Source organism: Kitasatospora sp. NPDC059327, assembly GCF_042752535.1.
Lineage (GTDB): Bacteria > Actinomycetota > Actinomycetes > Streptomycetales > Streptomycetaceae > Kitasatospora.
In genome coordinates this window covers 2058-22582 of record NZ_JBHYYB010000053.1, presented here as the reverse complement: position 1 = coordinate 22582, position 20525 = coordinate 2058, and the positions used below count along the sequence as shown (strand labels likewise).

General features: G+C 73.1%; 19 protein-coding genes and 6 tRNA genes. 10 read left to right on the top strand and 15 right to left on the bottom strand.

The features are described 5' to 3' along the window. Nucleotides 1–4 precede the first annotated feature (4 nt). The 3 genes from ACFXHB_RS27740 to pgsA are packed head-to-tail and all read right to left on the bottom strand — an operon-like array spanning nt 5 to nt 2878. Nucleotides 5–1189, bottom strand: coding sequence for a glycosyltransferase family 4 protein (locus ACFXHB_RS27740; protein ID WP_380577375.1), 1185 nt, complete (start codon nt 1187–1189; stop codon nt 5–7). Nucleotides 1190–1220: 31 nt separating this feature from the next. Next, nucleotides 1221–2213, bottom strand: a complete 993-nt coding sequence (locus ACFXHB_RS27735; RefSeq protein WP_380577373.1) for a phosphatidylinositol mannoside acyltransferase — start codon at nt 2211–2213, stop codon at nt 1221–1223. 17 nt (nt 2214–2230) lie between these two features. Beyond that, nucleotides 2231–2878 (bottom strand): phosphatidylinositol phosphate synthase, encoded by a 648-nt coding sequence (gene pgsA / locus ACFXHB_RS27730; protein ID WP_380577372.1) that lies wholly within the window; start codon nt 2876–2878, stop codon nt 2231–2233. A 287-nt stretch (nt 2879–3165) separates the two neighbouring features. On the opposite strand from pgsA, the gene ACFXHB_RS27725 reads away from it, so the two are divergent. Beyond that, the gene (locus ACFXHB_RS27725; protein ID WP_380577371.1) at nt 3166–5229 is read left to right on the top strand and encodes an elongation factor G-like protein EF-G2; all 2064 of its coding nucleotides are present in this window, start codon (nt 3166–3168) and stop codon (nt 5227–5229) included. Nucleotides 5230–5274: 45 nt separating this feature from the next. Here ACFXHB_RS27725 and ACFXHB_RS27720 read toward each other — a convergent pair whose 3' ends face one another. Beyond that, entirely contained in the window at nt 5275–5709 is a 435-nt protein-coding gene (locus tag ACFXHB_RS27720; RefSeq protein ID WP_380577370.1) for a thiol-disulfide oxidoreductase DCC family protein, read from the bottom strand. 183 nt (nt 5710–5892) lie between these two features. Here ACFXHB_RS27720 and ACFXHB_RS27715 point away from each other — a divergent pair, with 183 nt between their 5' ends. Next, the gene (locus ACFXHB_RS27715; RefSeq protein WP_380577369.1) at nt 5893–7539 is read left to right on the top strand and encodes a hypothetical protein; all 1647 of its coding nucleotides are present in this window, start codon (nt 5893–5895) and stop codon (nt 7537–7539) included. 63 nt (nt 7540–7602) lie between these two features. Here the strand turns inward: ACFXHB_RS27715 and ACFXHB_RS27710 are convergent, their stop codons facing one another. From ACFXHB_RS27710 to ACFXHB_RS27695, 4 genes are all read right to left on the bottom strand, one after another. Further along, a complete protein-coding gene (locus ACFXHB_RS27710) occupies nt 7603–8163 on the bottom strand; it encodes an HIT family protein (protein WP_380577368.1) in 561 nt (186 codons plus the stop codon). 80 nt (nt 8164–8243) lie between these two features. Beyond that, nucleotides 8244–10223: a threonine--tRNA ligase gene (thrS, locus tag ACFXHB_RS27705; RefSeq protein WP_380577367.1), complete on the bottom strand. Its 1980-nt coding sequence runs from the start codon at nt 10221–10223 to the stop codon at nt 8244–8246. Between the two features lie 87 nt (nt 10224–10310). Next, on the bottom strand, nt 10311–11483 hold the full coding sequence (locus ACFXHB_RS27700; RefSeq protein WP_380577366.1) for a hypothetical protein: 1173 nt from the start codon (nt 11481–11483) through the stop codon (nt 10311–10313). A gap of 31 nt (nt 11484–11514) precedes the next feature. After that, the gene (locus tag ACFXHB_RS27695) at nt 11515–12069 is read right to left on the bottom strand and encodes a DUF4365 domain-containing protein (protein ID WP_380577365.1); all 555 of its coding nucleotides are present in this window, start codon (nt 12067–12069) and stop codon (nt 11515–11517) included. Nucleotides 12070–12216: 147 nt separating this feature from the next. Between ACFXHB_RS27695 and ACFXHB_RS27690 the strand changes: the two genes are divergently transcribed. Next, nucleotides 12217–12984: a 3'-5' exonuclease gene (locus tag ACFXHB_RS27690; RefSeq protein WP_380577364.1), complete on the top strand. Its 768-nt coding sequence runs from the start codon at nt 12217–12219 to the stop codon at nt 12982–12984. A gap of 101 nt (nt 12985–13085) precedes the next feature. Here ACFXHB_RS27690 and ACFXHB_RS27685 read toward each other — a convergent pair. The 3 genes from ACFXHB_RS27685 to ACFXHB_RS27675 all read right to left on the bottom strand — a co-directional run bounded on the left by ACFXHB_RS27685 (nt 13086) and on the right by ACFXHB_RS27675 (nt 14059). After that, a tRNA-Val gene (locus ACFXHB_RS27685) sits at nt 13086–13157 on the bottom strand. Nucleotides 13158–13368: 211 nt separating this feature from the next. Continuing rightward, nucleotides 13369–13440 (bottom strand) — tRNA-Val (locus tag ACFXHB_RS27680). A 112-nt stretch (nt 13441–13552) separates the two neighbouring features. Beyond that, nucleotides 13553–14059 carry a TIGR02611 family protein gene (locus ACFXHB_RS27675; protein ID WP_380577363.1) on the bottom strand — a complete coding sequence of 169 codons (507 nt, stop codon included), beginning with the start codon at nt 14057–14059 and terminating at the stop codon, nt 13553–13555. Nucleotides 14060–14253: 194 nt separating this feature from the next. On the opposite strand from ACFXHB_RS27675, the gene ACFXHB_RS27670 reads away from it, so the two are divergent. Together ACFXHB_RS27670 and ACFXHB_RS27665 are read left to right on the top strand one after the other, a co-directional pair. Continuing rightward, nucleotides 14254–14667: an SsgA family sporulation/cell division regulator gene (locus tag ACFXHB_RS27670; RefSeq protein WP_030056266.1), complete on the top strand. Its 414-nt coding sequence runs from the start codon at nt 14254–14256 to the stop codon at nt 14665–14667. Between the two features lie 449 nt (nt 14668–15116). Continuing rightward, complete coding sequence (locus ACFXHB_RS27665; protein ID WP_380577362.1) at nt 15117–15686, top strand: CGNR zinc finger domain-containing protein; 570 nt, start codon at nt 15117–15119, stop codon at nt 15684–15686. Between the two features lie 46 nt (nt 15687–15732). Here the strand turns inward: ACFXHB_RS27665 and ACFXHB_RS27660 are convergent, their stop codons facing one another. Continuing rightward, entirely contained in the window at nt 15733–16206 is a 474-nt protein-coding gene (locus ACFXHB_RS27660; protein ID WP_380577361.1) for a hypothetical protein, read from the bottom strand. Nucleotides 16207–16325: 119 nt separating this feature from the next. On the opposite strand from ACFXHB_RS27660, the gene ACFXHB_RS27655 reads away from it, so the two are divergent. Next, nucleotides 16326–16826: a DsbA family protein gene (locus ACFXHB_RS27655; RefSeq protein WP_380577360.1), complete on the top strand. Its 501-nt coding sequence runs from the start codon at nt 16326–16328 to the stop codon at nt 16824–16826. Nucleotides 16827–16833: 7 nt separating this feature from the next. Here the strand turns inward: ACFXHB_RS27655 and ACFXHB_RS27650 are convergent, their stop codons facing one another. The 3 genes from ACFXHB_RS27650 to ACFXHB_RS27640 form a co-directional block, all read right to left on the bottom strand. After that, a complete protein-coding gene (locus ACFXHB_RS27650; protein ID WP_380577359.1) occupies nt 16834–17673 on the bottom strand; it encodes a GNAT family N-acetyltransferase in 840 nt (279 codons plus the stop codon). Nucleotides 17674–17751: 78 nt separating this feature from the next. After that, nucleotides 17752–18582 (bottom strand): aminotransferase class IV, encoded by an 831-nt coding sequence (locus ACFXHB_RS27645; RefSeq protein ID WP_380577358.1) that lies wholly within the window; start codon nt 18580–18582, stop codon nt 17752–17754. A gap of 75 nt (nt 18583–18657) precedes the next feature. After that, on the bottom strand, nt 18658–19707 hold the full coding sequence (locus ACFXHB_RS27640; RefSeq protein WP_380577357.1) for a chorismate-binding protein: 1050 nt from the start codon (nt 19705–19707) through the stop codon (nt 18658–18660). A 307-nt stretch (nt 19708–20014) separates the two neighbouring features. Here ACFXHB_RS27640 and ACFXHB_RS27635 point away from each other — a divergent pair. The 4 genes from ACFXHB_RS27635 to ACFXHB_RS27620 all read left to right on the top strand — a co-directional run bounded on the left by ACFXHB_RS27635 (nt 20015) and on the right by ACFXHB_RS27620 (nt 20420). Beyond that, nucleotides 20015–20087: transfer RNA gene (locus ACFXHB_RS27635), tRNA-Gly, on the top strand. Nucleotides 20088–20127: 40 nt separating this feature from the next. Next, nucleotides 20128–20201, top strand: a tRNA-Cys gene (locus tag ACFXHB_RS27630). A gap of 34 nt (nt 20202–20235) precedes the next feature. Next, nucleotides 20236–20307, top strand: a tRNA-Val gene (locus ACFXHB_RS27625). 41 nt (nt 20308–20348) lie between these two features. After that, nucleotides 20349–20420: transfer RNA gene (locus ACFXHB_RS27620), tRNA-Val, on the top strand. Nucleotides 20421–20525 lie beyond the last annotated feature (105 nt).

Sequence of the window (20525 nt, the reverse complement as noted above, 5' to 3'; positions counted from 1 at the left end):
CGGATCAGTCCCGGGCCAGCCCGAACCGGCCGCGCCGGCCGCCGCGCTCGTCCTCCCCGACCACCGCCGCGGTGCCGGCCGTCACCGTCTCGTACACCGCCAGGATGTCCGCGCCGACCGTCGACCAGTCGAACCGCCGCACGTGCCGGGAGGCCGCCTTGCGCAGCTCCTCCAGCCGGCCCGGGTCCCCCAGCAGCCGCAGCGCCGCCGCGGCCAGCGCGTCCGCGTCCTCGACCGGGAAGAGCTCCCCCGCGTCGCCCCCGTCCAGCACCTGCTTGAACGCGTCGAGGTCACTCGCCAGCACCGGGGCGCCCGCCGACATCGCCTCCACCAGGATGATCCCGAAGCTCTCGCCGCCGGTGTTCGGCGCCACGTAGAGGTCGACGCTGCGCAGCAGCCGCGCCTTGTCCCGGTCGCTGACCATGCCGAGGAACTCCACCTGCGCGCGGACCTCGGGCGCCAGCCCGGCGACCGCCTCCTCCTCGTCCCCCTTGCCGGCCACCAGCAGCCGCACCCCCGGCCGCGCGGCCAGGATCCGCGGCAGCGCGGCCAGCAGCGTCGGCAGGCCCTTGCGCGGCTCGTTGATCCGGCCGATGAAGCCGATCGTGCCGGGCTCACCGGCGGCCGCCCCACCGGTCCAGCGCGCGTCCGGCTCCGCGTCCGCGAAGAAGCCGACGTCCACGCCGTTGGGGATCACCACCGCGTCGCCGCCCAGGTGCTCGACCAGGGTCCGGCGGGCGTACTCGCTCACCGCGATCCGGGCGCGCATCTTCTCCAGACCCGGCTGGAGGATCGGCGAGGCCGCGATCATCGCCCGCGAACGCGGGTTGGAGGTGTGGAAGGTGCCGACCATCGGCCCGGACGCCGACCAGGCCGCCAGCATCGACAGGCTCGGCGAGGCCGGCTCGTGCACGTGCAGGATGTCGAACCGGCCCTCGTTCAGCCAGCGCCGGACCCTCGCGGCCGACAGGATGCCGAAGCTCAGCCGCGCCACCGAGCCGTTGTACGGCACCGCCACGGCCCGCCCGGCCGAGACCACGTACGGCGGCAGCGCCTCGTCGTCCTCGGCGGGCGCCAGCACCGACACCTCGTGGCCGAGACCGATCAGGTGCTCGGCCAGGTCCCGGATGTGGAACTGCACCCCGCCGGGAACGTCCCAGTCGTACGGGCAGACGATGCCGATCTTCACTGGTTCCTCGTGATCCTGTAGGTGCGGCGGGTCAGGGCCCGGAGGCCTCGGCGGCGGGCTCGCCGGCCGGGGCGGGACGGGCGGGGTCGGCCGGGTGCCCGGCCGCGGCCGGCAGCGCCGCCCCGTCCACCGTCGCACGGACCGGCAGGTCGGCCAGCCAGAACCGCTGCAGCATGTGCCAGTCCTCGGGGTGCTCGCGGATGCCGCGCTCCCAGATCTGCGCCATCGCCTGCGTCATCGCCTGGGTCTTCTCCCGGCGGTCCCCCTCCGCCGGCACGGGCACCTCGGGGTGGATCCGCGCCCGCAGCAGCGGGCCGTCGTACCAGAGCGAGACCGGCAGCAGCGCCGCCCCGGTCCGCTGGCAGAGCGCCGCCGGACCGGCCGGCATCCTGGTCGCCTCGCCGAAGAAGGTCACCTCGATCCCGGCCTCGGAGAGGTCCCGGTCGCCGACCAGGCAGACCAGCTTCCCCTCGCGCAGCCGGCGGGCCAGCGTGCCGACGACATTCACCCCACCGCCGGTCAACGCGAGCACCTCCATGCCGAGGCTCTCCCGGAACGCCACGAAGCGGTCGAACAGCTTCTCGGGCTCCAGCCGCTCCGCGACCGTGGTGAACGGGTACCCCTCCAGCGCCACCCAGGCGCCCGCGAGGTCCCAGTTGCCCATGTGCGGCAGCGCGACCAGCGCGCCGCGGCCGGACTCCATCGCCGCCCGCAGCTGCTCGAAGCCCTCCACCCGGACGTCGCGCGCGACCCGCTCCCGGCTCCACACCGACAGCCGGAAGGACTCCATCCAGTACCGCATGTACGAGCGCATCCCGGCCCGCGACAGCTCCCGCAGCCCGGCCTCGTCCAGCCCCGGGCGGACCCGCCGAAGGTTCGCCTCCAGCTGGAGCACCCGCTTGCCGCGCCTGCGCCACGCGAAGTCGGCGATCCGGTCGAACAGGCCCCGGGCCGCCGGCTCGGGGAGGTGCCGCAGCACCGCCCAGCCCGACGCGTAGGCCGCGTACACCAGTCGGTCCTTCACCGAAGGCCCGCCCCCCTTCAGCTCCCGGCCGCCGCTCGGTCGGCCTCGAACGCCTCCCGGCGCACCGTCACCATCCGCTGGACCACCGTGACCAGACTGCCCGCGGCCACCAGCCACAGCGCGATCGGCAGCAGCCACTCCACGTACGGCACCCCGAAGGTGTGCAGGCCCGCGACCCCGGCCGCGACCAGGCTGATCACGAGCCGCTCGGCCCGCTCCACCAGGCCCGACACGTCGCAGGGCAGACCCTGGCTCTCCGCCCGCGCCTTGGTGTACGAGACCACCAGACCGCTCGCCAGGCAGAAGATCGCCACCGCGCAGAGCAGGTTGTTGTCGCCCTCGCCCGCGTACCACATCGCCAGTCCGCCGAAGATCGCCGCGTCCGCCACCCGGTCCAGCGTGGAGTCCAGGAAGGCACCCCACTTGCTGGTCCGGCCCAGCTGACGGGCCATGTTGCCGTCCACCAGGTCCGAGAAGATGAACAGCGTGATCGTGATGGTGCCCCAGAAGAACTCCCCGCGCGGGAAGAACACCAGCGCACCGGCCACCGAACCGGCGGTACCGATCAGCGTCACCGCGTCCGGGCTCACGCCCAGCCGGATCAGGAACGCGGCGAACGGGGTCAGGACACGTGTGAAGAAGGCACGCGCGTATTTGTTGAGCATGGCCTTCCGGACCGCTCCGATCTCCCTGGTACCCGCCTGCGGCAGAGTGCGCGGCAGACGGCCGGACGGATCAGCCCACCCGGCGCACCCATGGTAGCCACGCCGACGACACCCCCGAACGCACCGCACCGCCCACCGGCCCCCGCCGCCCCGCCCGCCCGACGGCGCCGCCACCCTGGGCGCACGGGCGCGCACACCCGGTCACCGCGCCCTCCACGACACGCGGCGCCCCGAACACCGCCCCTAGACTTTTCACGACAGTCTCGGCGCGACGGGAGGAGACCCCGATGCCCGACCGCAGCACCGCACGATCCGGCCAGGCACCCACCGTCACCGACCCGAGGCAGCTGCGCAACGTCGTCCTCATCGGCTGCGGCGGCGTGGGCAAGACCACGCTCGCCGAATCCCTCGCCCTCGCCGCCGGCGCGGTCGGCCGGGCCGGGCGCGTCACCGACGGCAACACCGTCTCCGACCACGAGGAGATCGAGCACCAGCAACAGCGCTCCGTGCAGCTGTCGCTGCTCCCGCTCGAATGGAACGGCGTCAAGGTCAACCTGATCGACCCGCCCGGCCACCCCGACTTCACCGCCGACCTGCGGGCCGCCCTGCACGCCGCCGACGGCGCCGTCTTCGTCGTCTCCGCCACCGACCCGGTCACCAACCCCACCCGCGTCCTGTGGCGCGAGTGCGCCGCCGAAGGCATCCCCCGCGCCATCGCCGTCGCCAAGTTCGACATCGCCCGCAGCGACTTCGACGACATCCTCACCGCCTGCCACGACGCCTTCGGACTGGGCCCGGACACCCTGCGCCCGCTCTTCCTCCCCGTCCACCACGACGGCCACCCGGCCGGCACCGTCGACCTGCTCACCGGCCGCGCCTACGGCGCCGCCGAGCCGCTGCCCGACACCGGCCCCGCCCGCGAGAGCCTCGTCGAGGCCATCTCCGGCCAGGACGACACCCTGATGGAGCGCTACCTCGCCGGCGAACCGCTCGACACCGACGCCCTCGAAGCCGGACTGCGCCGCGAGGTCCTCGCCTGCGCCCTGCACCCCGCCCTGCCCACCACCGACCGCGGGCTCGGCGCCGCCGAACTCCTCGACCTGATCACCACCGCGTTCCCCGACCCCACCGAACGCACCCGCCCCGGCCCCGACTGCGATCCCGACGCCCCGCTCGCCGCCCAGGTCGTGCGCGTCACCGCCGACGCCTACGTCGGCCGGATCAGCCTGCTGCGGATCTACGCCGGCACCCTGCGCCCCGACACCCGGATCCACCTGTCCGGCCCGGACCACCCCGGGGAACAGGACGGCGACGAACGCGTCACCGGCCTCACCAGCCCCTTCGGCAAACTGCAACGACCCGTGCCGCACGCCGTCGCCGGGGACCTCGTCTGCGCGGCCAAGGTCACCACCGCCCGCGCCGGCGACACCGTCCACGAGCCCGGGCACCCCGTGAAGCTCGACGGCTGGCCACTGCCCGAGTCACTGCTGCCGATCGCCATCGAGGCCCACAGCAAGGCCGACGACGACCGGCTCTCCCAGGCCCTCGCCCGGCTCACCGCCGAGGACCCGGCGCTGCGCCTGGAGCAGAACCCCGACACCCACCAGCTGGTCCTCTGGTGCACCGGCGAGGCCCACGCCGAGGTCGTCCTCGACCGGCTCCGCGGCCGGCACGGCGTCCACGTCGACACCGTCGAGCCCGAGGTCGCCCTGCGCGAGACCTTCGGCACCGCCGCCGCGGGCCACGGCCGGCTGGTCAAGCAGTCCGGCGGGCACGGCCAGTACGCGATCTGCGACCTGGAGGTCGAACCGCTGCCGGCCGGCGCCGGCTTCGAGTTCCAGGAGCACGTCGTCGGCGGCGCCGTGCCCAAGCACTTCATCCCCTCGGTCGAGAAGGGCGTCCGCGCCCAGCTCGCCAAGGGCGTCGGCGCCGGCTACCCGCTCGTCGACATCCGGGTCACCCTCACCGACGGCAAGGCGCACTCCGTCGACTCCTCGGACTCCGCCTTCCAGAACGCCGCCGCCCTCGCCCTGCGCGACGCCGCCGAGCACGCCGTCATCCGCCTGCTCGAACCCGTCTCGGCGGTCGGTGTCCTGCTGCCCGACGACTACCTCGGCGCCGTCCTCGGGGACCTCTCCGCCCGCCGCGGCCGGGTCCTGGGCACCGAGACCGGCGGGCCCGGCCTCACCCTGCTGCGCGCCGAGGTCCCCGAGCTCGAACTCACCCGCTACCCCGTCGACCTGCGCGCCCTCACCCACGGCACCGCCGAGTTCTCCCGGGCCCACCTGCGCCACGAACCGATGCCCACCGCCCTCGCGGCGAAGTACGCCGACCGACCGGGCACGTCCTAGCGCCGCGGACCGGCCCCGTCCCGGCGCCGCCGACCCGGCCCCGGCCTAGCGCCGCGGGAGCGCGCAGGCCGGTGTACCCCCCGGCATCCGGTGCCGGTTCTTCGCCACCCAGCGGTACAGCACACCCGCGACCGGCCGGACCGGGGCCAGCGCCAGCAGCCCGCCCAGGTACGCCCAGGCCCCGCCCGAGCGCATCAGCAGCCGGGCCACCGCCTGCGCGCCGCCGTACACCCGGCCCGCCGGCGTCACCCAGAGCACCTCGCGCTCGGCGCGCTCCCAGGACACCTCGCCGCGCCCGCCGGCGTGCGCGTCCAGCTCCGCCAGGTCCGCGAACTGGAACGGCACCGCCTCCCAGCCGCCCGACGCCAGCGTCTGCCGCGGGTACCGCTCCGCCCAACCGGCACACGTCGTGCAGAACGCGCAGTCCCCGTCGAAAACCAGGACCGGATCCTTCATGACGACTCCCTCCGTAGCGTTCATGCGCCCATCGTGCCCCACTGCGCCGGGTCGCTCCCGCACGGGGGCGTCGCAGCACCGAAAGCTGGGCATCATGCCCCACGAGCCCGTCGTGGCCCGAACGTGACGGCACTTCAGACGATCATCCGCGCGCCGGTACCGCGGCACGGTAACCTGCGGCTGACAAGGGGAGGAGGGGACGCCACCGTGACGACACTCGACATGACCCCGGGTGCGCAGATACCCCGGACCGACACCGGCCCGCAGACCGCCGTCACCCAGGCGCTCTCCTCGGCCGCCTACCGCGACGGCGAGGTCGGCAAGTTCGTCGAGACGGTCACCCACGCCACGGAGAAGAAGGGGCGCTTCGCCCTCTTCCGTCCCAATCTCGGTGAGGCCTTCAGCCGCGCCGTCGTGGGCCGCACCCTCGGCGGCGACCGAAAGCCGCTCGTCCCGTCCTTCGGCATCGACACCCGCCAGATCGTCGAGCACTGCCTGGCCGCCGAGGACCTCCGGGTCGCCCGCGACCGCAGGCTCACCACCGTCACCGTCGTCACCGGCGTGCTGTTCCTGCCCGGCACCCTGCTCTGGCTCGGCGCCTTCCAGCTGCGTGCCTGGCTGAAGCGGGACAACCCCAAGAACGCCGCCTTCTTCGGCGGGCTGGTGCTCGCCGCGGCCGCCGCCGTGGCCGTGCTCCTCGCCCTCAAGCCGCCCGCCGGCGGCCTGCTGGGCGTCTACCTGCGCATCGTGATGCTCGCGCCGGTGGTCGGCTGGTACCTCGCCAGGCGCATCGTGGTCGCGTCCGCCGTCGACCTGCGCGCGCGCTGGCTGGACCTCGTCGAGGGCAACGCCGTCGCCGCCACCGTCCCCCGGGCCGTCCCCCGTGACGACCTGGACAAGAAGGCCGCCGACCTGCGCGCCAAGCTCGGCCGCCTGGAGGGCGAGCAGGAGACCAACATCCAGCACTACGCCGGCCCCAAGGGCATCCTCGGCGCCGGCCGGCGCTGGGGCGAGTGGAAGATGGTCGACGCCCTGCGCCCGGCGGAGGGCCACGCCGACTTCCGCGCCTTCCACCCCTGGGACCTCGTCCGCAAGATCGCCGGTCATCTCAAGGGTCTCGGCATCAGCGAGGTCGCCAACAGCGGCATCCCCAACGTCGCGGTCAAGCAGTGGGTGGTCTACGAGGTCGGCGAGGGCGCCGACGAGATCGGCCGGCCCGACAACGCTGACATGGACGGCGACCGGATGCGCGAGTTCGCCGTCCAGACCATCGCCGACAAGCAGACGTTCCCGGGCGGCCCCCGGCACTACCTGGCCACCCAGTTCGTGACGCACGACGGCAAGCTGGTCCTCACCTTCACCGTCACCGTCGTCCTGCTCGCGCACACCCTGAACGTCAGCGTGGCCGGCTACGCGCTCGGCCCGGTCAACGGCGTCTTCTCCGACAAGCCCAAGGACAAGGAGAAGTCCGTCCCGAAGAGCCTGAAGTTCTGGGAGGAACGGACGGTCAAGCTCCCCCTGATCGACAACGACGAGGTGGTCCGGCAGGCCGTCCGCGCCCCCCTCTACCGCAGCCCCGGTCTGCTCTCCTGGCTCGGCGGCGGCCTCGGCCTGCCCGAGCCGTTCGGGCTGCGGCACGTCTGGGCCGCACCGCCCTGGAACACCCGGTCGATGACCGACAACGCGCTCAACGCGGCCACCCCCGTGCTCACCGCCGTGCACGCGGCCGTCCTGGAGTTCCTGGAGGAGCACGACCTCGACGCCGAGCGCTTCTTCAAGACCCGCGCCTCGATCATCAAGTCCGAGGCCCAGGGCACCCGGCCCTACAAGGTCGACCAGTACGACGCGGGCTGACCGCCACGACGCGTGGGGCCCCGCCGGAGGAATCCGGCGGGGCCCCACGCGTGTTCGCCGGGCTCAGCTCCGCTGCCAGGCCTCGGCCAGCATCTTGCGGGTGTCCGCCAGCAGCTGCGGCAGCACCTTGGTGTGGCCGACCACCGGCATGAAGTTGGTGTCCCCGCCCCAGCGCGGCACCACGTGCTGGTGCAGGTGCGCCGCGATCCCGGCACCGGCCGCCGCACCCTGGTTCATCCCGATGTTGAACCCGTGCGCCCCGGAGGCCGCCCGCAGCGCGGTCATCGCCTTCTTGGTGAACACCGCCAGCTCGGCCGTCTCCACCTCGTCCAGTTCGGTGTAGTCCGCGACGTGCCGGTACGGCACCACCATCAGGTGCCCGCCGTTGTACGGGTACAGGTTCAGCACCGCGAACACGGCACCGCCACGAGCGACGACCAGCCCGTCCTCGTCGCTCAGCGACGGGATCGAGCAGAACGGACAACCGTCGTCCGGAGCCGGGCCGGTGGGCTTGTTCTCGCCCTGGATGTAGGCCATCCGATGGGGGGTCCACAGGCGGCGGAAGCCGTCCGGCTCGCCGACGCCCCGCTGCAGTTCCGGCTCAGTCGTCATGCTGATCAGCATATTCGTACGGCGTGGCTTGCAAAGCGGTGCGGGGCAGACTCCCTGAGGAGACCGCCCCGCGACCGGTACCGTTCCCGGCGTCACACCTGGACGCGGCGCTCCACGGCATCGACGATCTCGGCGATCGCCTCGGCCAGCGGCACACCGTTCTTCTGCTCGCCGTTGCGGTAGCGGAAGGACACCGCGCCCGCCTCGACGTCGTCGTTGCCGGCGATCAGCATGAACGGGGTCTTGGTCTTCTGCGCGTTCCTGATCTTCTTCTGCATGCGGTCGTCCGAGGTGTCCACCTCGACCCGGATCCCGCGCTTCTTGAGCTCGGCCGCGACCTCCAGCAGGTACGGCACGTGCTCGTCGGTGATCGGGATGCCGGTCACGGTGACCGGGGCCAGCCACGGCGGCATGGCGCCCGCGTAGTGCTCCAGCAGCACCGCGAAGAACCGCTCGATCGAGCCGAACAGCGCCCGGTGGATCATGACCGGCCGCTGCCGCGAGCCGTCCGCCGCCGTGTACTCCAGGTCGAAGCGCTCGGGCAGGTTGAAGTCCAGCTGGATGGTGGACATCTGCCAGGTCCGGCCGATGGCGTCCCGCGCCTGGACCGAGATCTTCGGGCCGTAGAAGGCCGCGCCACCCGGGTCCGGGACCAGCGGCAGGCCCTGCTTCTCGGCCACGCTCGCCAGCACCGCGGTGGCCTCCTCCCAGGCCTCGTCCGAACCGACGTACTTGACCGGGTCCTTGGTGGACAGCTCCAGGTAGAAGTCGGTCAGACCGTAGTCGCGCAGCAGGTTGAGCACGAAGGTCAGCGTCGAGTCGAGCTCGTCCGCCATCTGCTCACGGGTGCAGTAGATGTGCGCGTCGTCCTGGGTGAAGCCCCGGGCACGGGTCAGACCGTGCACCACACCGGACTTCTCGTACCGGTACACCGTCCCGAACTCGAAGAGGCGCAGCGGCAGTTCACGGTACGAGCGGCCGCGCGCGTCGAAGATCAGGTTGTGCATCGGGCAGTTCATGGGCTTCAGGTAGTAGTCCACGCCCTCGTCGAGCTGCATGGGCGGGTACATACCGTCGGCGTACCAGTCCAGGTGGCCGCTCTTCTCGAAGAGCTTCCCCTTGGTGGCGTGCGGGGTGTAGACGAACTCGTAGCCCTCGTCCTCGTGCCGCTTGCGCGAGTAGTCCTCCATCGCGCGGCGGATGATGCCGCCCTTGGGGTGGAAGACGGCGAGGCCGGAGCCGATCTCCTCCGGGATGGAGAAGAGGTCGAGCTCGTTGCCGAGCTTGCGGTGGTCGCGCTTCTCGGCCTCGACCAGGAAGTCGAGGTGCGCCTTCAGCTCGTCCTTGGTCGGCCAGGCGGTGCCGTAGATGCGCTGCAGCATCGGGTTCTTCTCGCTGCCGCGCCAGTAGGCGGCCGCGTTGCGCATCAGCTTGAACGCCGGGATCATCCGGGTGGACGGCAGGTGCGGGCCGCGGCAGAGGTCGCCCCAGCACTGCTCGCCGGTCTTGGCGTCCACGTTGTCGTAGATGGTCAGCTCGCCCGCGCCGACCTCGACGTCGGCGCCCTCGCCGGCGGTGGCGGCGGAGCCCTTGAGGCCGATCAGCTCCAGCTTGTACGGCTCGGCGGCCAGTTCCTCGGCGGCGGCCTCGTCGGTGACCACCCGGCGGGAGAACTTCTGGCCCCGCTTGATGATCTCCTGCATCTTCTTCTCGATGGCCTTGAGGTCATCGGGGTGGAACGGCTTCTCGACGTCGAAGTCGTAGTAGAAGCCGTCCTTGACCGGCGGGCCGATGCCGAGCTTGGCCTCCGGGAAGAGCTGCTGCACGGCCTGGGCCATGACGTGCGCGGTGGAGTGGCGCAGGATGTCCAGGCCGTCCTTGCTGCCGATCTCGACCGGCTCGACCTCGTCGCCGTCCCGCACGGCGTACGCGAGGTCCTTGAGCTGGCCGCCGACGCGGGCGGCGATGATCGAGCGGTCGTCGGCGAAGAGCTCGGCGGCCGTAGTGCCCGTGGTCACCACGCGCTCTTCCCGATCGGGTTCGCGGTTGATGATTACCCGGACGTCCGTCACCGGTCTCTCCTGACGTGCTGGATTCATAGGACGCAACACTGCGCTGCGCGTGACGATGGTACCGAGAGCACCGGACCCGCCGCGCACCTATGCCCCCGCTCCCCCTTCTCCCAGGGTCTTCAGCAGCCGCTCCCGCTCGCCCTCGTCCAGGCCGCACGGTTCCAGGGCGCCCGGGTGGGTGAGCCGCCGGAAACCGCCGCGCCGCTCCAAGCGGCCGCTGAGCCGCACCGGGGCCCCCGCCAGATGGGCTTCGACGGCCACCCGGTAGGCCTGGTCGGCGAGCCGCACCCGCACCTCGCCGACCTCCGCGCCGGCGAGCACCTTCAGCCGGACGGTGCCCGGCCCGGCCGGGTCCGCGCGCTTGAGCCGGACGACCAGGCCGACCACGCTGACCGCGACCGCCGGTTCGATCCGCTCCAGCAGCACGGCGGCCTCCTCCAGCGCGGGCAGGTCGCCGGGCGAGAACTCCAGGGCGATCCGCCGGTCGCCGAAGCCACCGGGCGGGCCGGCGGCGGCCGACCAGGCGACGGTCAGCTGCGCCGCCGTCGCGCCGCGCACCAGTTCCTCGACGGACTGCACCAGCTCCCGGCTGACCCCGGCCTGCACCGCGTTCTCGAAGGCCGCCGGGCCCCCACTGACCCGGCGGTAGTCCACGGCGTCCCGCAGCGCCTCCAGCGCGCGGACCAGGGTGGTGACCGCGGCCCGCCCCTCGGGCGCCGGGGTGTACGCGGTGAGCCCGGCGCCGCTGTCCGCCGCCGGGCCGCCGCCGACCACCAGCACCTGCTCCAGGAAGTCCCCGGCCCAGCCGTCCAGTCGGGCGCCGAAGTAGGCGGCCCTGGTCCGCCCCGCCTTGGCCCCGGCGGCGAGCATCGCCCGCGCCGCCCGCTGGAGCCGCTCGGCGTCGTCCCAGGGCGCGGCGTGCGCCGGGCCCGGCAGCTCGCGCCGCCACCGCAGCTCGTCCCCCGGCACCGTCAGCGCGAGCAGGATCGAGCGGGCGGACGGGCTGCGCGAGCGCGAGAGCGCGGTGACGGCGTCGGCGAGCAGCTCGACGGCGTCGTCGAAGCCCTCGGCGGCCGGCACCAGCAGGCTGGTGCCGGGGTCGGAGTCGCCGGGGGGTGTCCACCGGCCGTACCGGGCCGAGGGGCCGCCGCGCCGGACCCAGCCGTGCCGGGCGAGCAGGGTGGCGAGCACGGCCGGGTCGACGGCCGCCGGGTCGGGCAGTGCCCGGGCGGCCTCCTGCGGCCCGCGTGGCAGCGTCATGGTCCTGCTCCTCCCCGCCGGGGCCGGGCCGTCACGGACTGCCGCCCGCACCGACCCGCGCCATGATGTCGCACAGTGCTCGGTCGTCGAAGACCTTCGCGGTGGGCACCCGGACGTTGGTCCGCCGCTGCCCGGTGACCGGGTGGCCGGCCAGGTTGACCCAGTAGCAGCAATGCCGCAGCTCCAGCGCGTCCGGCCCGGCCGACAGCCAGCGGTCGACCCGGCGCGGCAGCAGCATCACGACGAGGATCCTGGGCACCGCGACCCGCGCCCGCGCCAGTTTGCGCAGGTGGTCGTTGTCCAGGGTGAAGCTGAAGAAGGGGCCGCGCGGATCGGGCGCGATCTGCTGGGTGGCCTTGAGCTGGACCTTGATGGTGACCTCGTCGTCCACCGCGTGGTCGCGCGAGCCGTGGCTGACCTGCCAGTCGATGCCGTTGTCGGGGAAGGGCTGGGACAACGAGCAGCCCGCCGCCGCCACCACCGCGTGCAGATAGCCGACCTGCAAGGTCTCCATGCAGGCCGTCACGGCCAGATCGCCCCGCAGGACGGCCGCCGCCTCCTCGGGCTGCGGCTCTGTCAGCGTCATCGCCCCGTAGCCTCCCCCGGCCCCGGGCCCGTCCGGATTCGAACCGGGCACCTGACCGCAGGGTGCCCGGCCCGGACACCGCCAAACGGTTGAACGGACGTCAGGGGCGGTATCAAGGGAACGGAACGCAGTACCTGAGGGGCAGTCATGCAGCAGCACTGGTACACCGGCCCGCTCGCCTCCTTCGACACCGAGACCACCGGCGTGAACGTCGAGACCGACCGGATCGTCTCGGCCGCCCTGGTCGTCCAACTCAGCCCGGGCGCACCCCCGCAGAGCACCTCCTGGCTGGCCGACCCCGGTGTGCCGATACCCGACGGCGCCCGGGCGATCCACGGCATCGGCGACGAGCGGGTCCGCGCGCACGGCCGCCCGGCCCCGACGGTGGTGGCGGAGATCGCCCGCGCCCTCGCCGAGCAGGCGCGCGCCGGGCGCCCGGTGGTGGTCATGAACGCGCCGTACGACCTGACGCTGCTGGACCGGGAGTTGCGCCGCCACCGGGCCACCACGCTGGCGGACGCGCTGGGCCCGACCGGGCTGCTGGTGCTCGACCCCCGGGTGCTGGACAAGCACGTGGACCGCTACCGCAAGGGCCGGCGCACCCTGACCGACCTGTGCGCGCACTACGGGGTGGAGCTGACCGGGGCCCACGACGCCGCGGCCGACGCGACGGCGGCGCTGGGGCTGGTCCGCACGATCGGCACCCGCTACCCCGCCGCACTGGGCGGGCTGTCGGCGGCCGAGCTGCACCTGCGGCAGGCGGTCTGGCACGCGGCCCAGGCCCGGGGGCTGCAGAACTGGTTCGACCGCTCGGGGACGCCGGAGCGGGTGGACCTCTCCTGGCCGCTGCGCCCGGCCCGCTGCGGCTGCGGGCGGCGGTTGTCGGCGGAGCACAGCTGCGAGATCGCGGCCTAGCCACCGGGCCCGGGTGGCGGTCGCCCGGTCGGTCGGCCTACGAACGCAGCAATGCGACAGGCCCCGACCGGTGTCCCGATCAGGGCCTGTCTGCTGTCCGGTGGGCGATACTGGGATCGAACCAGTGACCCCTTCGGTGTGAACGAAGTGCTCTCCCGCTGAGCTAATCGCCCGGGCAACGAGATGAACAGTAGCACCGTTCGGGGGGCGTCGTACAACTCGCACCCGGCCGGACGGCCGACGCGTCCGCAGAACTCGCGCTCCGCACGGGAGGTGACTGGGCCTCAGTCGGATTCCCCGGCAGCAGTTCACCGGGGATTACCGAAATACACGTGAGGCCCAGCCGATAATCGACTGGGCCTCACATATCACAATGCATTCCGGTGGGCGATACTGGGATCGAACCAGTGACCCCTTCGGTGTGAACGAAGTGCTCTCCCGCTGAGCTAATCGCCCGGGTGCAGGGAAAACATTACCGCATCTCCCGGGGTGCTCCGAACACCCCCGCCCCGGGCTCCCCGCCCCGGCCCGTCACCCGAACGGGCCGCCCCGGCCGCCGCCGGCCGGGTCAGCTCCGGTCGATCTTCCAGGGCATGGTGATCCCGTACTTCCAGAGGTACCAGCCGCCGATCCCGGCGATCACCGCCAGGCCGATCGCGGTGAGGGTGATGTTGCGGCGGCGGACCCGCGGGTCCATCGCCTTCTGGGCCGCCTCGGCCACCTTGCGGCGGGTCCAGCGAAGGGCCAGCTGGGCCCAGACGAACTCGGTCGCCCAGATGCCCATGCCCAGGAAGATGACCACCCAGCCGGGACCGGGCAGCGGCAGCATGATCACGCCGGCCACCACCACCGCCAGGCCGACCAGGAACACGGCCACCTGCCAGCTCAGGTGCAGCGGCCTGGACCGCCGGATGAAGTGCGGCGCGCGCGAGCCCAGCGGCCGGCCGCCGTCCGCGCCCGTCGTGCCCTCGCCCCCGTCCGGCGCCCGTACCCCCGAGTCGTCCGGCACGACCGCATCACCCGTTCTCGTGTTCCCGCCCGCGTTCCCGCGCGCCTTGTCGCTTCGCACAGTCATGCCAGGAAACTAACCGAGAAGTGGCCCGGTAATGCCCCGCCGGGCACTCCGTGCCGATTCCGCAATGCGCCGTAAGGGGTACGACTCGGCCCCGAATCGGGACAGAGGGGTTTACATCGGTCGTGGAGGTGGGATGGTCCGTTCGCCGACGTGCGATTCCCCGAGCGCACACTGAGCGAAAGGCCATGGCGCTTATGAACACCACGGTCAGCTGCGAGCTGCACCTGCGCCTCATCGTGTCCAGCGAGTCCTCACTGCCCGTCCCCGCGGGCCTGCGCTACGACACCGCCGACCCCTATGCCGTGCACGCCACGTTCCACACCGGCGCCGACGAGACCGTGGAGTGGGTGTTCGCCCGAGATCTCCTCGCGGAGGGGCTGCACCGACCCACCGGGACCGGCGACGTCCGGGTCTGGCCGTCGCGCAGCCACGGGCAAGGGGTGGTCTGCATCGCGCTGAGCTCTCCGGAAGGAGAAGCCCTGCTGGAGGCCCCGGCCCGAGCGCTTGAGTCGTTTCTCAAGCGGACGGACGCCGCCGTGCCGCCCGGCACCGAACATCGTCACTTCGACCTCGACCGGGAGCTGTCCCACATCCTCGCCGAAAGCTGACCCCACCCGGAGGCGGTCACGCCCCGCCGACAGCGGGGCCGTAACCCCCTGCCGCCACCGCAGCCGTCCTACTCGGGGGCACGGCCGCACGACTCAGCCGCGCACGACGCGGTCTCGGGGCCGGTGAAACGGTTCTCCCCCACCGGGGCGGGCCTCAGCACCGCAGGCGCCCGGCACCGGAGCCGGCCATCCGTACGGGTGGCCGGCCTCGCTGCCGGGCGCCACTGGTTTCCCCGCACACCTCCGCGCCGGCAGCGGACGCGTGGTCGCTCCGACCGCGCGGCGCACCGTCTCCGGCGCGACCGCGCCCCGGCCGGCCCGCACGCCCTGATGTGATCCGCACACCCCTTCGAACGAAGCGGCGGCCCGCCGCTGCGGGGCCCGGTAAGGTCTGAGACTGACCGTAGACGCGGGGTGCCGACGGCCCCCTCCGCGTGAGGAGCCCCCACGTGCTGATCACCCATGACACCGAGTGCGCGCTGAGCATCCTCGTCGAGCTGCTCAACACCGCGCCCGAGGTGTGCGGCAACGAGCTGCTGCCCGACGTGGCGGCGCTGGACGCCTTCGTGATCCGCCAGGAGATCAGCGAGATCGACTCGCTGACCGAGGACGACCTGCGCACGGTGCACGAGCTGCGCACCCGGCTGCGGGAGGTGTTCGGCACCGAGTCCACGGCGGAGGCCGCCGAGCTGGTCAACGCGCTGGTCGCCGCCGCCGGCACCACGCCGCGACTGACCAACCACGACCACCACGGCTGGCACATCCACTACTTCGCCCCGCACGCCGCGCTGCGCGACCACCTCGCGGCCGAGCTGGGCATGGCGCTGGCGTTCATCCTCACGGCGGGCGAGCGCGAGCGGCTGCGCCGCTGCGAGGCACCGGACTGCGCCCGGGTCTTCGTGGACCTCTCGCGCAACCGCTCACGGCGGTACTGCGACAGCCGGACCTGCGGCAACCGGCTGCACGTCGCCGCCTACCGGGCACGCCAGCGCTCGGCGGAGGCCGTGACCTCCGCCTGAGTCCTCCCCGCCGACGCCCTCACCACCGGGGCCGGGAACGGCACGGTCAGATGCCGCGGCGGCGCAGGATCTCCTCGATGTCGGAGAAGTCGCCCAGGCCGTCGTCCTGGCCACCCGCCTTCGGGGCACTCTTGCGGTCCGCGGCCCCCGGCGCGACCGGCGCCCCGGTGACGGCGGCCCGCCCGGCGGCGGGCCCGGTGACGGCCCGGCCGTCGCCGGTGGCGTCCACCGCTCGGCGGCGGCCCGCCCAGCGGGTGGCGACCAGCAGCGCGGCCGACACCGCCAGCAGCACGATGCCCGTCCAGACCCGGGGGTCGAACACCAGCTTCGTCGCCCAGTCGGCGAACTCACTGCCGATCGTGCGCGCCACGGGGAACAGGCCGGTCAGATAGAGCCCCGCCGGCAGCAGCGCCACGGCGAACCAGCGGATCGCGGAGAGGTAGCGCCGGCGGTAGGCGCGCAGACCCGCGACCGCCACGCCGCCGGCGGTGAGCACGAAGGAGACCGCCGCCGTCAACACGGCCGCGCTCCGTCACGTCCAGTCGTCCTGGTCATCGGATCGGACCTCCCGTCGCTGCCGGCCGGCGCCCGGGTCCACCACCGGAACGGCGCGGGACCCACTAGTGGAACACTGGGAGCATGATCGAAGGTTCCCTCCCCCGTCTTGAGTTCTGGTGCGAGCTCCAGTGCCCGGACTGCCGTACCGCCCTGGACGACGTACGAGCGCTGCGCGAGCAGTACGGTGACGCGCTCGTCGTCGAGTTGCGCCACTTCCCGCTGGAGAAGCACAAGCACGCGTACGCCGCGGCGCAGGCCGCCGAGGAGGCGTTCGCCCAGGGCCTGGGCTGGCCGTACGTCGAGGCGCTGCTGGAGCGGGTCGACGACCTCTCGGCGCGCGGCGAGGACGTGCTGCTGGAGGTCGCCCGCGCGGTGGGAGTGGACGCCGAGGAGGTCGACACCGCTCTGGTCGACGGCCGGCACACGCTGATCGTGGACGCCGACCAGGCCGAGGGGAAGGCGATCGGGGTGCGGGGCACCCCGACGTACGTGGTCGGCGGACAGCGACTGGACGGCGGGCAGAGCCAGGACGGCCTGCGGGCCCGGATCGTCGCCGCCGTCGAGGCGGCGAAGGCCTCCTGACGCATGGTCAGGTCAGTGGCTTGCCGTAGACCCGGTTGGTGATCCGGTAGCCCAGCGACTCGTAGAGCCGGATCGCGACCGCGTTCCCGGTGAACACGTTGAGCCCGAGGTCGCGCACTCCGGCGGCCAGGCACTCGCGTTCGGCGAGCAGCATCAACGAGCGGCCGTGACCGGCACCCCGGTGCGCCTCGGCCACCTCGACGACCATCACCCAGGCGAGCGGGGCGCCGTCGGGCAGATCCCGGACCCGCAGGGCCAGCCAGAGCGAGCCCAGCGGGTCCGGCACGTCCCCGTACAGGCGGCGCAGGGCCACCCCGGGGCTGTCCGCGCCCAGCGGCAGCAGGGACAGGTGGTCGGCGTCCGACTTGGCCCGGGCCTGCTCCGCGCCGAGGCCGGAGGAGACCAGGTCGGACAGATAGCCCTCCTTGGCGGCGGCCAGCCACCCCGGGAAGTCCGCGCTGTCGATCCGGCGCGCGGTGACGCCGGCCGGCAACGCGGGCGGGCCGTCGAGGCGCTTGGCCATGTTCCGCATCCGCTCGGTGTAGCCCAGGGTGACGGCGAGGGCGCGGCCGACCTGGGCGCCCTCGGGGATGTCGGCGTCGACCCGGGTGCAGCCCCAGCCGCGGAGCACCTCCTCGGCCGCCAGTGCGCCGAAGGTGCCGCGCCCCCGACCGAGCCCCTCGGTGACCTCCAACTCCGATATCTCGCCCCAGAGTTGGGGGCCACGAGGAACGGCTGTGGTGCGCAGGGCGCCGACCGGGCGGCCGTTGGCGCAGATCTGCCAGCGTCTGGTGCGACCGCCGGCGACGGTTGACTCCGGCCCCTCGGGGCGCAGCGTGGTGGTCATGTCGTGGTCCCTTCCCCGCCGTCCGGGTGTTCTATCCGCCCGGGGCCGGCGAGGAGTCCGGGGCCGGCGCGGCCGGGCTCAGGGGTCGAGGTCGTCCCCGCTGCGCTCGGCGAAGACGGCCATCGCCTTGGCGGTGACGGGCCCGGGCCCGGCGAGCTCGCGGTCGTCGACCCGGGTGACGGCCTGGACGTCGCGCAGGGTGGAGGTCAGGAAGATCTCCTCGGCCTCCCGGAGCACGTCCGACGGCAGGTCCGTCTCCTCCGCGCCGCACCAGTCGACGACGAGCCGGCGGGTGATGCCGGCCAGGCAGCCGGAGGCGAGGGTGGGGGTGAGCAGCCGGCCGCCGAGGACCACGAAGACGTTGGAGCCGGTGCCCTCGCAGAGCTGTCCGGCGGTGTTGGCGAGCAGCGCCTCGGAGGCGTGCGCGCGGTGGGCGGCGGCGAGCGCGACGACGTTCTCGGCGTACGAGGTGGTCTTGAGGCCGGCGACGGCGCTGTGCTCGTTGCGGCGCCACGGGACGGTGGCGACGGCGGTGGTGTCCGGGCGGCGGGCGGCGGCGCCGAGGGAGACGACCAGGGTCGGGGCGCCGTCGCCGCGCTCGGAGCCGAGCGGGGCCGGACCGCCGGTGTAGGTGAGGCGCAGGCGGCCGAGCGGCATCGGGTTGGCGGCCAGCACCTCGGCGCAGGCCGTACGGACCAGGTCGTGGTCGGGATCGGGCAGGCCGAGACCGCGGGCGGAGCGGGTGAGCCGGTCGAGGTGGCGGGTGACGGCGAAGGCACGGCCGTCGACGGCCTTCATGGTCTCGAAGACGCCGTCGCCGGTGGTGAGCCCGTGGTCGAGGACGGACAGCGCGGCGTCGGCGGAGTCGACGAGTGAGCCGTTGACCCAGCTCTTGGTGGGGTGCTGCATCGAGGGCTGCTCCTCAAGGCGGTTGGGCGGTGCGGTGGGCGCGGTCGATGGCGGCCCGGGGGCCGTCGTGCCGCTTCAGTCGGTTTCGGTGCCCGACGCTATCGCGACCAGGCGGGCGGCCTTGAGTTCGGTTTCCGCCCACTCGCGCGCGGGGTCGGAGCCCCAGGTGATGCCCGCGCCGGTGCCGAAGCGCAGCACGGGCGCCTCGGGGGCCCTCCGGTCGATCCAGAACGTGCGGATGCCGACGGCGAGTTCGGCCTCGCCCCGGTCGGCGTCGACCCAGCCGACGGCGCCGCAGTAGGGGCCGCGCGGGGCGGTCTCCAGGGCCTCGATGATCCGCAGCGCACTGGACTTGGGGGCGCCGGTGACCGAGCCGGGCGGGAAGGTCGCGTCGAGGAGCTCGGGCCAACCGGCGTCCGCGCGCAGGGTGCCCTGGACGGTGGAGACCAGGTGGACCAGTCCGGGGTGCTTCTCGACCACGCAGAGGTCGGGAACGGTGACGGTGCCGGTGTCGCAGACCCGGCCCAGGTCGTTGCGGACCAGGTCGACGATCATCACGTTCTCCGCGTGGTCCTTCTCCAGCAGGTCGGCCTCGGTGCGGCCGGTGCCCTTGATCGGGCCGGAGGAGACGGTGCGGCCGTCGCGGCGCAGGTAGAGCTCGGGCGAGGCGGTGGCGATCTCGACGCCGTGCGCGGGAATCCGGATCGTGCCCGCGTAGGGGGCGGGGTTGCCGTGCGCGAGCAGACCGGTGAGGGCGTCGATGTCGGTACGGGTCAGGTCCGGCAGCGGGGCGGACAGGACGCGGCAGAGGTTGGCCTGGTAGACCTCGCCGGCCGCGATGTGGTCGCGGACGCGGCGGACGCCGGCCTCGTAGGCGGCGCGGTCCAGGGAGCTGTGCCAGCTGTCGGCGGCCGGGCCGAGCCAGCCGGCGCCGGACGGGGGCACGGGGGCGGAGCGGACCTCGTCGAAGCGGGCGCAGGTGAGGCGGCCCTCGAAGTCGTGGGCGACGGCCCAGAAGCCGGCGGAGTCCAGGGCGGCCGGGTCCGAGGTGACGTCGCGCAGCCCGGTGGCGATGCGGCCGCCGAAGCGGGCGAGCGGGCTGTGGGGGACGGGGTGGCCGGACACGGTTCTCCTGCGCGGGGTGGCTGGGCTGCGGTGCCTGAAGTGTAGGTCGGGGGCGCGAACGAAGGTCGGGCCGCCGACGGGGGCGCGAGCAGCTGTGGGCGTCACGCGGGTGTGCGCCGGGTGACCCGCGGCTGACCGTTCGGGTGCGCCGCAGGTGGGGGGCGGCGGCCCCGCGGCACGGCGCCCTGGAGGCACCCCCGCGGCACGCTGCGGGAACGGATTTTTAGCTGGCCCAGGAATCCGCTAGAGTTCAACACGTCGCCAGGGAGCGCAGCCGAGGAAAAGCGGTGAAGCCCCCGGGAGACAGGCGGACGTGGCTCAGTTGGTAGAGCATCACCTTGCCAAGGTGAGGGTCGCGAGTTCGAATCTCGTCGTCCGCTCGATGGAGAACAGTGTAAGATCGTTCTTCGAGTGTTGCCTGGTGGAGTGGCCGAGAGGCGAGGCAACGGCCTGCAAAGCCGTCTACACGGGTTCAAATCCCGTCTCCACCTCCAAGAGGTCCGACCGGTTCGTCCGGTTGACCTCCCCGCGCGATTAGCTCAGCGGGAGAGCACTACCTTGACACGGTAGGGGTCACTGGTTCAATCCCAGTATCGCGCACGTCGGGCCTTTCGGGGTCTGCTGCAAGACCGCCTCACCAGGCGCGATTAGCTCAGCGGGAGAGCACTACCTTGACACGGTAGGGGTCACTGGTTCAATCCCAGTATCGCGCACGTCGGGCCCTTCGGGGTCTGCTGCAAGACCGCCTCACCAGGCGCGATTAGCTCAGCGGGAGAGCACTACCTTGACACGGTAGGGGTCACTGGTTCAATCCCAGT